Raw genomic sequence first — 14,358 nt, 5'->3', positions numbered from 1 at the left:
TCAGGCAATGAACCAACCAGCCAACACCCTGCTGGACGTTGCCGGCCTGTCGATGCGCTTCGGCGGCCTGCTGGCCGTGGACGGCGTGTCGCTGTCGGTGATGGACAAGGAAGTCTTCGCCATCATCGGCCCCAACGGCGCCGGCAAGACCACCGTCTTCAACTGCATCAGCGGTTTCTACCAGCCGACCTCGGGCGACATCCGCCTGGCGGGCGCATCGATTGCCCGCCAGCCCAGTCACCAGGTGGCGCAGCAGGGGCTGGTGCGCACCTTCCAGAACATCCGCCTGTTCAAATCGATGACGGTGGTGGAAAACCTGCTGGTGGCGCAGCATCACCAGGTCAACACCAACCTGCTGTGGGGGTTGCTGAAGACGCCGTCGTATCGCAAATCGGAGAAGGAAGCGCTGCAGCGGGCGGCCTACTGGCTCGACCAGCTGGGCCTGACCGCGCTGGCCAACCGCGAGGCCGGCACCTTGTCCTATGGCTTGCAGCGGCGCGTTGAAATCGCCCGTTGCATGATCACCAAGCCGCGCCTGCTGCTGCTGGACGAGCCTGCTGCCGGCCTCAACCCCCAGGAGAAGCAGGAGCTGAGCCAACTGATCGACCGCCTGCGCCGCGAGCATGGCGTGGCGGTGCTGCTGATTGAACACGACATGAGCCTGATCATGGGCATTTCCGACCGTATCCTGGTGATGGAACACGGCAAGCCCATCGTCACCGGCACGCCGGAGCAGGTGCGCAGCGACGAGCGCGTGATCAAGGCTTACCTGGGAGAAGAATGATGCTGCAGTTTGAACAGGTGCATACGCACTACGGCGCCATCGAGGCGCTGCATGGCGTGTCGCTCAACGTCGACAAGGGGGAGATCGTCACCCTGATCGGCGCCAACGGCGCCGGCAAGACCACGCTGCTGATGACGTTGTGCGGCCGCCCGCGCGCCTCCAGCGGCCGTATCCTTTTCGAAGGACGCGACATCACGCAATTGCCCACGCACGAGATCATGCGGCTGGGCATGGCGATCTCGCCGGAGGGGCGCCGCGTGTTCCCCAGCCTGACGGTGCTGGAGAACCTCAAGATGGGCGCGTTCTTCGCCAAGGACAGCGAAATCGGAGAGGGCATCGACTATGTCTTCGGCCTGTTTCCGCGCCTCAAGGAGCGGGCCGCGCAGCGCGCCGGCACCATGTCCGGCGGCGAGCAGCAGATGCTGGCCATCGGCCGCGCGCTGATGAGCCGTCCGCGCCTGCTGCTGCTGGACGAGCCGACGCTGGGCCTGGCGCCGCTGGTGATTGCGCAGATCTTCGAGATCATCCGCACCATCCGCGCAAGCGGGGTGACGGTGTTCCTGGTCGAGCAGAACGCCAACAAGGCGCTGGGCGTGGCCGACCGCGGCTATGTACTGGAAAACGGCCACGTGGTGCTGCACGACAGCGGCGCCAACCTGCTGGCCAACAGCGACGTGCGCAAGGCTTACCTCGGGCACGGCTGAGCGTCTCACCCGCGACAGCAAAAAAGCGCATCTCCGGATGCGCTTTTTTGCTGCCGGGCAATCCGCGCGATGGCCGGCTTGTTCTTTGCTGGAGGAATGGCATCCGGGTTTGTTTCACGCTATGCTCTCGGTTCATTTCAGGGAGAAGCAGGCAATGATTTCGGGGCGCATCAAGAAACCTGGCATGGGCGCGGCGGCATTGGCTGCCTTGCTGGTTTTTTCCGCTGCGGCGCATGCCGATCGCCTGGCCGACATCAAGGCGCGCGGTTCGCTGATCTGCGCCACGTTGCCCAACAATGAGCCGCTTGCCTTTACCGATCCTTGGACGCACCAGGTGGTCGGCTTCGACGTCGACATGTGCAGCGCCGTCGCGCGCGAACTGGGCGTGAAGATGTCGCAAAAGAGCGTAACAGTGGCAGAGCGCCTGCCGGTGCTGATCCAGGGCGATGTCGACCTGGTGGTGGCGGCGCTGGGCTATACGCGCGAGCGTGCCCGCCAGATCGATTTCACCGCCGCCCACTACCAGAATCCGATCCGCGTGATCGTGCACAGCGACTCCGGCATCTCCAAGATGGCCGACCTGGCCGACAAGCGCATCAGCGCCAACCGCGATTCCACGCCGGAGCAGGCGGCGCGGCGCATGCTGCCCAAGGCCACTGTCCAGGTCTATCCGGATACGTCTTCGGCTTTCCTCGCGCTGGCGCAGAACAAGGTCGACGGCCTGGCCTTGTCGCAGCCGTCCGGGATCCGTTTCGTCAGCGAGTCCGACGGCAAGTTCCGGTTCGTCGATGGGACGCTGCTATGGGAGCCGACCGCAATGGGCGTGAAGAAGGGCGAGCCGGCCTTGCTGGCCGCGGTCAATGCCGCGCTGGTCACGCTGGAGAAATCGGGCGAGATCGATGCCTTGTGGAACAAGTGGTATGGCCCCAAGAGTAAATTCAACATCCCGCGCGAGAAGAAGCTCACGCCCATCTCCGCCTTTCAGTGACGGCATCCGCGCGGGCGCGGGATGGCGGCAGGCTGTCCAGTGCAATTTCATATCGACGAACTATGATGTAAGGAGCCGGTAACCCGCAATGTTCGTCGTTCGACGAGATGGAGGCCATGATGACCGCGCACGAAGCCTTGACGTTGCAGATGCTCGAATGGATACAGGCGCAGCCGCATCTTTATGCGGACGTCCTGGAGGTATGGCGAACCACTTGTCCGCGGCTTTCCATCTGGGAAGATGCCTGTGCCGATGGCCTCATTGAATGCCCGCAAGGATATGCCGGGCCCGTGGCCGTATCGGCGAAAGGCCGGACATTGTTGTCGGCAAGCCGTCTCGGGCAAACCTGTCTGGCGCGCTAGCCGGGCAGGCAGCTTGCGTATTGGCGACCAGCGGCGACCAGCGCGTCTCGCCCCCCGGCCAGCACCGGCTTGGGGAAATATTCCTCAGCGCAGCGGGGCGCTTTGCCCATCCGCGCAACCGTCCCGCCCCGCCAACCTTATTGCACAGCCGCTTCGTTGAAGATGTCCGGAGACGGGTTATGGTAGACCTGCGGCGTTGCGCCCAGGCGCACGGACAATTCCTGCGCCAGCACCAGCAGCTTGCCGCGCAGCACCTCGCTGGCGGCCGGATCGAAGCGCAAGGACAGGCCGAAGATGGTCATCGCTCCCACCAGCGTATTGCCGGGGCCGAACACCGGCACCGACATGGAAGAGGAGAGCGGGTTGTTGATTCCCACCGAGATGCACACATAGCGCCCGCCCGAGCGCGCCGCATTGCCCGGCACCGAAAAGAAGCGCAGCACCTGGGCGCTGGAAGTCTGGTCGATGGCAAACAGCGAACCGGCCTTGACCGTGGCCTTGACCGACTCCGGCGATTCGGCCGCGTACATGCATAGCCGCTGGTCTTGCTGGCGGATGTAGAAGGCGGTGCTTTCGCCGGTTTCGCGCACCAGCTTTTCCAGTGCGGGCACGATGAAGTCGGCGTAGTTGAAGCGGGCCTCGAAGGCTTTGCCCAACTGGTAGGCGCGCGGCCCCAGCTGGTAGGTGCTGTCGGCGCGCTGCACGACGTAGCCGGCCTTGATGAAGGACATCATGTAGCGGTGGATCACGCTCTTGAACAGGCCCGTGTGCTGTTCCAGTTCGGTCAGCCCGAGCGGGCCGGAGGCGTCGATGAAGGCGTTGAGGATCGCCAGGCTGCGCTCGGCGCCAAGCACGGTACGGTCGGGGGCGACCTCTTTTTCCTTCTTCGTCGCTGTCTCTTTCTCTTTTTTCATAAAACGTTTTCGATTTTCCGTGATGCGGCGAGGGTATCACCTTTTTTTGCATTGATGCGTCGCACCAAAAAATATCTCGCCGCAGGTTTTCCTTGCACCGGAAACAGGCCTTTCCCACCCTCCGATACGATTTTTGCACTGCCGCGAAGCATTTTTAAGTGCATGAAAAATAAGGAGAAATTATCCTTGTTTTAAAATCATAACGACATTATGATTTATTTTAATCGAATTCGTTGTTCAACCCGGAAAGGATAGAAAATGACTTTGGCGCACATCAAGAAGACCGGCCTGGCCATTGCGGCAGCCGCTGTGACACTGGTTTTCTCCAGCGCGGCGCATGCCGATCGCCTGGCCGACATCAAGGCGCGCGGTTCGCTGATCTGCGCCACGCTGACCAGCAGCGAGCCGCTGGGCTATCCCGATCCCGCCACCCGCCAGGTGGTCGGCTTCGACGTCGACATGTGCGCCGCCGTGGCCAGGCAGTTGGGCGTGAAGCTGGAGCACAAGGGCATCTCGGTCGAGGCCCGCATTCCGGAACTGACGCTGGGCCGCGTGGACCTGGTGGTGGCCGCGCTGGGCTACACCAAGGAGCGCGCGCAGCAGATCGATTTCACCTCGATTCACTACCAGACCCCGATCAAGCTGATCGCGCACAGCAACGCCGGCTTCAGCAAGATCGAAGACCTGGCCGAAAAGCGCATCAGCGCCAACAAGGGCTCCACTCCCGAGCTGTATGCGCGGCGCATGTTTCCCAAGGCCACCATCCTGACTTTCCAGGACACCCCGGCGGCCTTCCTGGCGCTGGCGCAGAACAAGGTGCAGGGCCTGGCGTTGTCGCAGCCGTCCGGCATCCGCTTCGTCAACGAATCCGATGGCAAGTACAAGTTCCTGGACGGCGCGCTGGCCTGGGAGCCGACCGGCATGGGCGTGAAGAAGGATGAGCCGGCCTTGCTGGCAGCGGTCAACGACGCGCTCGACAAGCTGGAGAAATCCGGCGAGACCGATGCCCTGTGGAGCAAGTGGTTCGGCCCGAAAACCAAGTTCAACATCCCGCGCGAGAAGAAGCTCACGCCGGTCTCCGCTTTCCAGTAAGCCCTCACCGTTTCGCATGCGCCCCGACAGATGCCTGCCGATGGCATCGGCGGGGACGGCTCCGCCCCTTTTTCCGGGGCGGCAAGATGCATCAGCAAGAAAGCGACCTCATGCTCAATCTGGATTTCAGTACGGTATTGCACGGCCAATACCTGGACTGGCTCATCAGCGGCGCGCTGACCTCGCTGTGGCTGTTCGCCGTGGCCTGGATCTGCGCCTTCGCGCTGGCCGTCATCCTGGTGGGACTGCGCGCCCTGGCGCTGCCGCCGCTGGAGTGGCTGATCTCGGCCTACGTCAATTACCACCGCAACGTGCCCGGCCTGGTGCAGATCTTCGTGTGGTACTTCGGCATCCCGGAGCTGCTGCCTGAATCGGTGACCGGTTTCATCAACGACCACAACGGCGAGTTCATCTTCGCGCTGATCGCGCTGGCGCTCAATTCAGCGGCCTACATGTCGGAAGACCTGCGCAGCGGGTTGCGCTCGGTGGCGGCCACGCAGATGGAGGCCGCGCGCGCGCTCGGCCTGTCCTACCTGCAGGCGATGCGCGACGTGCTGCTGCCGCAGGCGATCCGCGTTTCGGTGCCGCCGCTGGTGAACCAGTCGCTGTCGTTGTTCAAGTCGACCAGCCTGGCCATGGCCATCGGGGTGGCCGAAATGACCTATTCCAGCCGCCAGATCGAGAACGAGACCTATCGTACCTTCGAGACCTTCGCGCTGGCGTCCGCGTTCTACCTGCTCGTGTCGTGGGCCATCATGGCGTTCGGCGCGTATTGCAACAGCAGGCATCTGCAAGCCAAGGAGCGCTGACATGGGCGACCTCTACAACATCATCGCCACCTACGGCGTGCAACTGTTGATCGGCGAGTTCCCGCACGGGCCGCTGGGCGGCCTGGCGCTGACGCTGATCCTGGCCGTATCCGGCCTGGTGTGCGCCTTCCCGCTGGCCGTGCTGTTCGGCATCGCCCGCACCAGTGCGATCCGGGCGGTCGCGCTGCCGGCCGCGGCCATCGTGCACACGCTGCGCGGCCTGCCGGTGCTGATGCTGATCTTCTGGGCCTACTTCATCGTGCCGCTGCTGACCGGCAAGTCGATCTCCGGCACCACCACCGTGATCTGCGCCCTGGTGGCCTACGAGGTGGCATTCCTGGGCGAAGTGGTCAAGGCCGGCATCCAGGCAATACCGAAAGGGCAGGTCGAGGCCTCGCGCTCGCTGGGCATGGGGTACTTCAGGACGCTGCAGGAGGTGGTGCTGCCGCAGGCGCTGTTCAACATGATCCCGAGCATCCTTAACCAGTTGATTTCGCTGATCAAGAACACTTCGCTGGCCTACATCATCAGCGTCAACGAGCTGACCTACGCGGCCTACCAGGTCAATGCGCAGTTGCTGACCAAACCGTTCCAGGTCTACTTCCTGCTGGCCATGACCTATTTCGTCCTCTGCTACTGCCTGAGCGCGGCGGTCGGCTTGGCCGAGCGCCGCATCAAGCAAAAACGTCAATTCAGGAGCGTGTGATGATCCGTTTCAACAATGTGAACAAGTGGTATGGCGACTATCACGCCCTGCGCAACATCAACGAGGAAATCCGGCGCGGCGAAGTGGTCATCGTGTGCGGTCCCTCGGGCTCGGGCAAGTCGACCCTGATCCGCACCCTCAACCGGCTTGAGCCGATCGACGACGGCCAGATCTATATCGACGGCCAGGACGTGCACGCCGGCGGGGTCGACATCAACCAGTTGCGCAGCCGCATCGGCTTCGTGTTCCAGTCGTTCAACCTGTTCCCGCACATGAGCGTGGCGCGCAATGTGATGCTGGCCACCATGCGGGTGCTGAAGCTGTCCGAAAGGCAAGCGCGCGAGCGCGCTATGGGCCTGCTCGACAAGGTCGGCCTGGCAGGCAAGGCCGATGCCTATCCCGGCCAGCTGTCGGGCGGCCAGCAGCAGCGCGTGGCGATCGCCCGCGCGCTGGCGATGAAGCCGCCGGTGATGCTGTTCGACGAGCCGACCTCGGCGCTCGACCCCGAAATGGTGGGCGAAGTGCTGCAGGTGATGAAGGGGCTGGCATCCGAAGGCATGACCATGGTGTGCGTGACGCACGAGATGGGGTTTGCCCGCGAGGTGGCCGACCGCATCGTCTTCATGGCCGAAGGCCAGGTGCTGGAGCGCGCCAGGCCGCAAGACTTCTTCGAGCGCGCGCAGCATCCGCGGGCGCAGAAATTCGTGGCCGATATCCGCCACGCCTGATTTCCGACTTTCCCGACCAGGACGGCACGCCGTCCGCACGACAATACGCGAGACCACACATGGCATTCATTTCCGATTCACTTTCCCGCATCAAGGCTTCGGCCACCATCGCCATCAGCCAGAAGGCGCGCGACCTGGCCGCGCAAGGCCGCAACGTGATCGCCCTGAGTTCCGGCCAGCCGGACTTCGACACGCCCGACAACATCAAGCAGGCCGCCTATGCCGCCATCGCCCGCGGCGAGACCAAGTACACCGCCGTGGCCGGCATCACCGAACTGCGCGAGGCCATCGTCGCCAAGTTCAAGCGCGAGAACGGGCTGGACTACAGCGTGGCGCAGACCATCGTCTGCAACGGCGGCAAGCAGGTCATCGCCAATGCGCTCATGGCCACCATCAATCCCGGCGACGAAGTGATCGTGCCGGCGCCTTACTGGGTGTCGTATCCGGAACTGGTGGCGCTGTGCGGCGGCGTGGTGACATATGCGCGCACCACGCGTGCGGCCGGCTACAAGCTGCGCCCGCAAGATCTGGAAGCGGCCATCACCCCGCGCACCAAGTGGCTCATGTTCAACTCGCCCTGCAATCCCAGCGGCGCCGCCTACACGCGTGCCGAGCTGGAGGCGCTGGCCGGGGTGCTCAAGCGCCATCCGCATGTGTGGATCCTGTCCGACGACATCTATGAACACCTGGTCTACGACGGCTTCGAATTCACCACCCCGGCCCAGATCGCGCCCGAGTTGTACGAGCGCACGCTGACCATGAACGGCGTCTCCAAGGCCTACGCCATGACCGGCTGGCGCATCGGCTACGCCGCCGGTCCGCAGCAACTGGTCAAGGCGATGGAAAAGATCCAGGGACAGACGACCTCGGGGCCGGGTTCGGTCTCGCAATGGGCGGCGCTGGAGGCGCTCAATGGCCCCCAGGACTACATCCGCGACAGCCGCAAGGTGTTCCAGGAACGGCGCGACCTGGTGGTGTCCATGCTCAACCAGGCCGAGGGCATCGATTGCCCGGTGCCGGAAGGAGCGTTCTACGTCTTCCCTTCGTGCGAACGCGTGATCGGCAAGCGCACCGAAGGCGGCAAGACCATCGCTACCGACGAGGATTTCGTCTCGGCGTTATTGGAAGCCGAGGGAGTAGCCCTGGTGCATGGCAGCGCCTTCGGCCAGGGACCCAATTTCCGCCTGTCGTACGCCGACGCCACCGAGCGCCTGCGCGAGGCCTGCAGCCGCGTGCAGCGTTTTTGCGCGAGCCTGCGCTGAACCGTCCATCGAAACAGGAGCAACGACATGACCGCAGGATTCCGTATCTTCGAACGCACCCGCAAGGCGGCTGCCGCCGACGTCGAGAAATTCGCCGCCATCCCGGTGGCCAACATCAGCGACTCGATGTCGCGCCTGACGGCTGCCGGCGCGCGCCTGCGTCCGCTGCATAGGGGCAGCAAGCTGGCCGGCGCCGCCATCACGGTCAGGTCGCGCCCCGGCGATAACCTGATGGTGCACAAGGCGCTGGACCTGGCCGAGCCGGGCGACATCGTGGTGGTCGACGCCGGCGGCGACATGAGCAATGCCATCATCGGCGAGCTGATGGTGGCGCATGCCATCCAGCGCAAGCTGGGCGGTATCGTCATCGATGGCGCCGTGCGCGACCTGGATGCGATCCGGGCCGGCAGTTTTCCGGTGTTCGCTGCCGGCGTCACCCACCGCGGCCCCTACAAGGACGGCCCGGGCGAGATCAACGTGCCCATCGCCATCGATGGCATGGTGGTCCGGCCCGGCGACCTGATGGTGGGCGACAGCGACGGCCTGTTGTGCGTGCCGTTGGAGGACCTGGCCGAGGTCTATGCCGCGGCCAAGGCCAAGAACGATGCCGAGGCCGCGCAGATGGCCGCCATCGCCGCCGGCCGCAGCGACCGCGCCTGGGTCGACGCCGCGCTGGTTCGCCTCCAGTGCGAGTTCGTCAAGGCGCGGGCTTGATCCATGGACGCACAGGAAACGACCGTCTCTCCCCACCTGCGCGTGCGCCAGGACTGGCTGGCGCGTACCGCGGAAGAGGCGCTGGAACCGGCGCTGCCCATCGTCGACGCCCACCATCATCTGTGGGACCGGCCTGGCGGCCGTTACCTGTTCGACGAACTGATGGCCGACATCGGCGCCGGCCACAACGTGGTCGCCACCGTTTTCGTGCAATGCCGCTCGATGTACCGCGCGCACGGCCCCGATGCGATGAAGCCGGTGGGCGAGGTGGAGTTCATCAACGGCGTGGCGGCGCAGTCGGCCTCCGGCATGTATGGACCGGCGCGGGCTTGCGCGGCCATCGTCGGCTTTGCCGACCTGATGCTGGGCGAGGGCGTGCAACCGGTGCTGGAGGCCTTGCTGCACGCCGGCAACGGCCGCCTGCGCGGCATCCGCAACACCACCGCCTGGCATGCCGACCCCGCCATCCGCAGCAACCCGCTGCCGCCGCCGCCGGGCATGCTGGCCGATGCGCGCTTTCGCCAGGGCGCGCGGCTGCTGGCGAAATACGATCTGCCGCTGGATGTCTGGGCCTACCATACCCAGCTCGATGAAGTGCTGGCGCTGGCGCAGGCCTGCCCGGAGACGCGCATCGTGCTCGACCATGCCGGCGGGCCGCTGGGCGCCGGGCCTTACGCCGGCCGGCGCGAGGAAGTGCGGCGCGAATGGGAGGCCGCGATGCGGCGCATCGCTGCACAGCCCAATGTCTGGCTCAAGCTGGGCGGATTGGGCATGCCGGTAGGCGGCTGGGATTTCCACTTGCAGGAAGCGCCGCCGGCGTCGCAACAGTTGGCCGCGGCATGGCGGCCTTATATCGAGACATGCATCGGCCTGTTCGGCGCCTCGCGTTGCATGTTCGAGAGCAACTCCCCGGTGGACAAGGGCATGTTCGGCTACGTCAGCCTGTGGAATGCGTTCAAGCGGCTCACGCAAGGCCTCGGGGCGGCGGAGCGGGACTCGCTTTTCGCGGGGACGGCGCGCGAGGTGTACCGCATCGGCTGAACCGTCCGGTGATAGGATGGCGGCCTTTCGTCGCGCCTGCGGGCGCAGCCATACAGGAAACAAGACGTGCAAGCACAGAACGATACCCGTGCATGGCAGGATGCCGACGGCTTACCCGGCAGGCAACGCATCCTGGCCATCGCCACCGTGGTGCTGGCGGTGGCCATTGCGGTGATGGACGGTTCCATCGCCAACCTGGCATTGCCGGCCATCGCGCATGACCTGCGGGCCACCGATGCCGATGCCATCTGGATCATCAACAGTTACCAGATCGCCATGGCGGTGTGCCTGCTGCCGCTGGCGTCGCTGGGCGAAGTGGCCGGTTACCGCCGGGTCTACCTGAGCGGGCTGGTGCTGTTTACCGCCGCCTCGCTGGCGTGCGCCTTGGCCGGCGATATGCTGCAGTTAAGCCTGGCGCGGGTGCTGCAGGGCATTGGCGCGGCCGGCATCCTGAGCGTGAACACCGCGCTGATCCGCTTCATCTACCCGGCCCGGCTGCTGGGCCGCGCGATCGGCTACAACGCGCTGGTCGCCGGCACCGCCACCGCGCTGGGGCCGAGCGTGGCGGGTCTGATCCTGCATTGGGCGTCCTGGCACTGGCTGTTCCTGATCAATATCCCGCTGGGCATCGCCGCGCTGGCCATCGGCTGGAAGGCGCTGCCGTTCAATCCGCTGTCCAGGCGCAAATACGACCTGAGCAGCGCATTGGTGTGCATGGTGTTCGTCGGTTTGCTGCTGTATACGGTCGATGCCGTCGGTCATGTGCAAGGCTGGGGCGTGGTGGCGCTGTGCGCGCTGCTGACCGCGGCCAGCCTGGCGTTGCTGCTCAAACTGCAGTCCGCGGCGGCGCCCATGCTGCCGCTGGACTTGCTGCGCATCCCGCTGTTTGCGCTGTCGATCGGCACCTCGTTCTGCTCGTTCGCGGCTCAGATGGCTACCTTCGTGATGTTGCCTTTCATGCTGCAGAATCATCTCGGCATGAGCGCGGCGCATGCCGGCCTGCTGCTGACGGCGTGGCCGATCGCGGTGGCGCTGACCGGGGCGCTGGCGGGCAAGCTGTCGGACCGCATGTCGGCGGGATGGCTGGGAGGCGTGGGCATGGCCATCATGTGCGTCGGCTTGCTGTCGCTGCTGGCAGTGGAGCGCACGACATCGGATCTCGCGATCGTGTTGCTGTTCGCGCTCTGCGGTTTCGGCTTCGGCCTGTTCCAGTCGCCCAACAACCGCACCCTGATCAGTGCGGCCCCGCGTTCGCGCACCGGCGGCGCCAGCGGCATGCTCGGCACCGCGCGCCTGACCGGCCAGACGGTCGGCGCATCGCTGGTGGCGCTGATGCTGACGCTGTCATCCGCGCCGTATGCGCTGGTGTTATGGAGTGCGGCCTTGTTGGCCGGGATGGCTTGTGTGGTGAGCGTGTCGCGTATCCGCTATCACACGCGGTGAGGGCGCCGCGTCAAGCAAACGATCCTGCCAACGAACGATCCTGCGGATCCGGCGCCGTTCCAGTGTTGCCTCAGTAGCGCATGACCCGGCGCATCACGATGGGCGGCGCATCGTTCGGATTGGCGCGGGTATATTCGAGCTCGGGGGCGATTTCGAAGCCGAAGGCGGCATACAGGTCGACCAGTTGCGCCTGGTCGGTGCGCACCGCCAGCCGCAGTTCGCGAACATCGGCGGACTGGGCGCGGTGGATCAGCGCTTCCATCAAGTGTTGCGAGAGGCGCTCGCCGCGGAAGGCGGGCGAGATGCCCATGCGGCGGATTTCCCAGACATCCCGTTCGGTGTCCAGCGGCAGCCAGCGCACCGAGCCGGCGGGGACTTCCCCGCGCAGCAGGATGAAGGCGCCGCCATGCTGCAGGTCTTCGATGACGTGGTCCGGTTCCTCGCGGTGGCCGGATGAGCTTGGGGCCACCTTGTTGGCCCAGCTGGTGCGGGTCAGTTCCGCGATCAGCAGGGCGTCTTCGGCGGTGGCTTCGCGTATCAGCAGTTCCATGGCGTGGTCCGGTCTTCCCGTATCGCAGACACTTGCCGGTCAGCGCACGCGCATGCCAGGTTCGGCGCCCGGCCACGGGTTGAGCACGTAGATGCCCGGATTGGCCTTTTCATCCTTGGCCGACGCCGCCAGCACCATGCCTTCGGAAATGCCGAACTTCATCTTGCGCGGCGCCAGGTTGGCCACCATCACGGTCAGCTTGCCGACCAGTTCTTCCGGCTTGTAGGCCGAAGCGATGCCGGAGAACACGTTGCGCGTCTTGCCTTCGCCGGCGTCCAGCGTCAGGCGCAGCAGCTTGGTCGAGCCTTCCACGGCTTCGCAGTTGACGATCCTGGCGATGCGCAGGTCGACCTTGGCGAAGTCGTCGATGGAGATTTCCGGGGCCAGCTCTTCGATGGCGCTTTCTGCTGCGGCCGGCGCGGCGGCGGCCGGCTCGGGCGCGTCGAACAGCGCATCCAGCATCTTGGGGTCGACGCGCTGCATCAGGTGCGCGTAGGCGTTGACGGCGTGGCCGTCGGCCAGCGGCGCATTGGCGTCGCTCCATTGGAAAGGCTGCACGTTGAGGAAGGACTCCACCTGCGCGGCCAGTTGCGGCAGCACCGGTTTCAGGTAGACGGTCAGGATGCGGAAGGCTTCCAGCAGGCGGCTGCAGACTTCGTGCAACTGCGCGTCGCGGGCGCTGTCCTTGGCCAGTTCCCACGGCTTGTTGGCGTCCACATAGGCGTTGATGGCGTCGGCCTGTTCCATTACCAGGCGCAGGGCCTTGCCGTATTCGCGTTGCTCGTACAGCGTGCGGATTTCAGCGGCCACGCCGCGCAGCCTGGCGAGGAAGGCGTCGTCGGCGGTGGCCCACTTGGTGGTTACCTTGTCGTCGAAGCGCTTGGCGATGAAGCCGGCCGCGCGGCTGGCGATGTTGACGTACTTGCCGATCAGGTCGGCGTTGACGCGCGCCACGAAGTCGTCCGGGTTGAAGTCGACGTCTTCCACCTTGGCGTTGAGCTTGGCGGCGATGTAGTAGCGCAGCCATTCCGGGTTCATGCCGATGTCGAGGTAGCGCAGCGGCGAGATGCCGGTGCCGCGCGACTTGGACATCTTCTCGCCGCTGACCGTGATGAAGCCGTGGGCGAACACGTTGGTCGGCGTCTTGCGGCCGGCGAACTTGAGCATGGCGGGCCAGAACAGCGTGTGGAAATAGGTGATGTCCTTGCCGATGAAGTGGTACTGCTCGGTCTTGTCGTCGGCCATGAAGGCGTCGAAGTCGCGGCCGGTCTTGGCGAAGTAGTTCTTCAGCGAGGCCAGGTAGCCGATCGGCGCGTCCAGCCAGACGTAGAAGTACTTGCCCGGCGCGTCCGGGATCTCGATGCCGAAGTAGGGGGCGTCGCGCGAAATGTCCCAGTCGCCCAGGCCGCCTTCGCCGTCCAGCCATTCGCGGCACTTGTTGGCCACTTCCGGTTGCAGGCGGTTATTGTCCAGCGCCCATTCGCGCAGGAAGGCCACGCACTTGGGATCGGACAGCTTGAAGAAGAAGTGCTCCGACGACTTCATCACCGGCGTCGCGCCCGACAGGGTCGAATACGGGTTCTTCAGGTCGGTCGGCGAGTACACCGCGCTGCAGTTCTCGCAGGAGTCGCCGTACTGGTCCTTGGTGCCGCACTTGGGGCACTCGCCCTTGATGTAGCGGTCCGGCAGGAACATGTTCTTGACCGGGTCATAGAACTGGTCGATGGTCTTGGTCGAGATCAGCTTGGCTTCGTCGCGCAGGGCGCGGTAGATCTCTTGCGACAACTGGTGGTTTTCCGGGCTGTCGGTCGAGCTCCAGTTGTCGAAGGCGATGTGGAAGCCGTCCAGGTATTGCTTGCGGCCGGCGGCGATATTGGCCACGAACTGCTGCGGCGTGACGCCGGCCTTTTCGGCCGCGATCATGATGGGCGCGCCGTGCGCGTCGTCGGCGCCGACGAAATGGACTTCATTGCCCTGCATTCGCTGGAACCGGACCCAGATGTCGGCCTGGATGTACTCCATGATGTGGCCGATGTGGAACGCGCCGTTGGCGTAGGGGAGTGCGGTCGTGACGAAGAGTTGGCGGGGTGCTGAAGTGCTCATTGGCAATGCTGGCTGTGCGGAAGTGAAAGGGGAAAAACGACCATTCTATCAGCCGCGGCGCCATGAGCGCAGAAGTTGCTTCTTTGGAAATGGGAATCGCCGGTTTGGCGGGCCGGGGGCAAGGCGTCCCGGGGCCGATTGGTTTAGACTTGCGGCAT

At 64.8% G+C, this 14,358-nt stretch carries 15 protein-coding genes; 12 read left to right on the top strand and 3 right to left on the bottom strand.

Annotation, left to right across the window (positions count from 1 at the left end):
- Positions 1-7 precede the first annotated feature (7 nt).
- The 4 genes from livG (at position 8) to FB597_RS16370 (ending at position 2,838) form a co-directional block, all read left to right on the top strand.
- On the top strand, positions 8-784 hold the full coding sequence (livG, locus tag FB597_RS16385; RefSeq protein ID WP_141914784.1) for a high-affinity branched-chain amino acid ABC transporter ATP-binding protein LivG: 777 nt from the start codon (positions 8-10) through the stop codon (positions 782-784).
- Positions 784-1,488 (top strand): ABC transporter ATP-binding protein, encoded by a 705-nt coding sequence (locus FB597_RS16380; protein ID WP_144770104.1) that lies wholly within the window; start codon positions 784-786, stop codon positions 1,486-1,488. Before livG ends, FB597_RS16380 begins: the two co-directional genes overlap by 1 nt.
- Before the next feature lie 154 nt (positions 1,489-1,642).
- Positions 1,643-2,476 (top strand): transporter substrate-binding domain-containing protein, encoded by an 834-nt coding sequence (locus FB597_RS16375; RefSeq protein WP_255463901.1) that lies wholly within the window; start codon positions 1,643-1,645, stop codon positions 2,474-2,476.
- A 116-nt stretch (positions 2,477-2,592) separates the two neighbouring features.
- The gene (locus FB597_RS16370) at positions 2,593-2,838 is read left to right on the top strand and encodes a hypothetical protein (protein WP_144770103.1); all 246 of its coding nucleotides are present in this window, start codon (positions 2,593-2,595) and stop codon (positions 2,836-2,838) included.
- Positions 2,839-2,975: 137 nt separating this feature from the next.
- Here the strand turns inward: FB597_RS16370 and FB597_RS16365 are convergent, their stop codons facing one another.
- Positions 2,976-3,752, bottom strand: coding sequence for an IclR family transcriptional regulator (locus FB597_RS16365; protein WP_144770102.1), 777 nt, complete (start codon positions 3,750-3,752; stop codon positions 2,976-2,978).
- 258 nt (positions 3,753-4,010) lie between these two features.
- Here FB597_RS16365 and FB597_RS16360 point away from each other — a divergent pair, with 258 nt between their 5' ends.
- The 8 genes from FB597_RS16360 to FB597_RS16325 all read left to right on the top strand — a co-directional run bounded on the left by FB597_RS16360 (position 4,011) and on the right by FB597_RS16325 (position 11,547).
- Positions 4,011-4,844, top strand: coding sequence for an ABC transporter substrate-binding protein (locus tag FB597_RS16360; RefSeq protein WP_186442802.1), 834 nt, complete (start codon positions 4,011-4,013; stop codon positions 4,842-4,844).
- Between the two features lie 110 nt (positions 4,845-4,954).
- Entirely contained in the window at positions 4,955-5,653 is a 699-nt protein-coding gene (locus tag FB597_RS16355) for an amino acid ABC transporter permease (protein ID WP_141915004.1), read from the top strand.
- A gap of 1 nt (position 5,654) precedes the next feature.
- Positions 5,655-6,359: an amino acid ABC transporter permease gene (locus FB597_RS16350; RefSeq protein ID WP_144770101.1), complete on the top strand. Its 705-nt coding sequence runs from the start codon at positions 5,655-5,657 to the stop codon at positions 6,357-6,359.
- Entirely contained in the window at positions 6,359-7,087 is a 729-nt protein-coding gene (locus FB597_RS16345) for an amino acid ABC transporter ATP-binding protein (RefSeq protein WP_144770100.1), read from the top strand. The genes FB597_RS16350 and FB597_RS16345 overlap by 1 nt, the downstream gene beginning before the upstream one ends.
- 59 nt (positions 7,088-7,146) lie before the next feature.
- Entirely contained in the window at positions 7,147-8,349 is a 1,203-nt protein-coding gene (locus tag FB597_RS16340; RefSeq protein WP_144770099.1) for a pyridoxal phosphate-dependent aminotransferase, read from the top strand.
- Between the two features lie 27 nt (positions 8,350-8,376).
- On the top strand, positions 8,377-9,063 hold the full coding sequence (locus tag FB597_RS16335) for an RraA family protein (RefSeq protein ID WP_144770098.1): 687 nt from the start codon (positions 8,377-8,379) through the stop codon (positions 9,061-9,063).
- A 3-nt stretch (positions 9,064-9,066) separates the two neighbouring features.
- A complete protein-coding gene (locus FB597_RS16330) occupies positions 9,067-10,104 on the top strand; it encodes an amidohydrolase (protein WP_144770097.1) in 1,038 nt (345 codons plus the stop codon).
- Between the two features lie 66 nt (positions 10,105-10,170).
- Entirely contained in the window at positions 10,171-11,547 is a 1,377-nt protein-coding gene (locus tag FB597_RS16325; protein ID WP_144770096.1) for an MFS transporter, read from the top strand.
- Positions 11,548-11,617: 70 nt separating this feature from the next.
- On the opposite strand, the gene FB597_RS16320 is transcribed toward FB597_RS16325, so the two are convergent.
- Complete coding sequence (locus FB597_RS16320; protein ID WP_141914775.1) at positions 11,618-12,097, bottom strand: GNAT family N-acetyltransferase; 480 nt, start codon at positions 12,095-12,097, stop codon at positions 11,618-11,620.
- Between the two features lie 39 nt (positions 12,098-12,136).
- Positions 12,137-14,200, bottom strand: a complete 2,064-nt coding sequence (gene metG / locus FB597_RS16315) for a methionine--tRNA ligase (RefSeq protein ID WP_144770095.1) — start codon at positions 14,198-14,200, stop codon at positions 12,137-12,139.
- Positions 14,201-14,358 lie beyond the last annotated feature (158 nt).

It is taken from the genome of Herbaspirillum sp. SJZ099, from assembly GCF_007828355.1.
In the GTDB taxonomy this organism is placed as follows: domain Bacteria; phylum Pseudomonadota; class Gammaproteobacteria; order Burkholderiales; family Burkholderiaceae_D; genus Herbaspirillum.
This window is presented reverse-complemented; position numbering and strand designations above follow the sequence as displayed.

Excerpts from the sequence above, each read along its gene's own strand:
- livG (WP_141914784.1), top strand. The coding sequence starts at position 8 with ATGAACCAACCAGCCAACACCCTGCTGGACGTTGCCGGCCTGTCGATG.
- FB597_RS16380 (WP_144770104.1), top strand. The coding sequence starts at position 784 with ATGCTGCAGTTTGAACAGGTGCATACGCACTACGGCGCCATCGAGGCG.
- FB597_RS16375 (WP_255463901.1), top strand. The coding sequence starts at position 1,643 with ATGATTTCGGGGCGCATCAAGAAACCTGGCATGGGCGCGGCGGCATTG.
- FB597_RS16370 (WP_144770103.1), top strand. The coding sequence starts at position 2,593 with ATGATGACCGCGCACGAAGCCTTGACGTTGCAGATGCTCGAATGGATA.
- FB597_RS16365 (WP_144770102.1), bottom strand. The coding sequence starts at position 3,752 with ATGAAAAAAGAGAAAGAGACAGCGACGAAGAAGGAAAAAGAGGTCGCC.
- FB597_RS16360 (WP_186442802.1), top strand. The coding sequence starts at position 4,011 with ATGACTTTGGCGCACATCAAGAAGACCGGCCTGGCCATTGCGGCAGCC.
- FB597_RS16355 (WP_141915004.1), top strand. The coding sequence starts at position 4,955 with ATGCTCAATCTGGATTTCAGTACGGTATTGCACGGCCAATACCTGGAC.
- FB597_RS16350 (WP_144770101.1), top strand. The coding sequence starts at position 5,655 with ATGGGCGACCTCTACAACATCATCGCCACCTACGGCGTGCAACTGTTG.
- FB597_RS16345 (WP_144770100.1), top strand. The coding sequence starts at position 6,359 with ATGATCCGTTTCAACAATGTGAACAAGTGGTATGGCGACTATCACGCC.
- FB597_RS16340 (WP_144770099.1), top strand. The coding sequence starts at position 7,147 with ATGGCATTCATTTCCGATTCACTTTCCCGCATCAAGGCTTCGGCCACC.
- FB597_RS16335 (WP_144770098.1), top strand. The coding sequence starts at position 8,377 with ATGACCGCAGGATTCCGTATCTTCGAACGCACCCGCAAGGCGGCTGCC.
- FB597_RS16330 (WP_144770097.1), top strand. The coding sequence starts at position 9,067 with ATGGACGCACAGGAAACGACCGTCTCTCCCCACCTGCGCGTGCGCCAG.
- FB597_RS16320 (WP_141914775.1), bottom strand. The coding sequence starts at position 12,097 with ATGGAACTGCTGATACGCGAAGCCACCGCCGAAGACGCCCTGCTGATC.
- metG (WP_144770095.1), bottom strand. The coding sequence starts at position 14,200 with ATGAGCACTTCAGCACCCCGCCAACTCTTCGTCACGACCGCACTCCCC.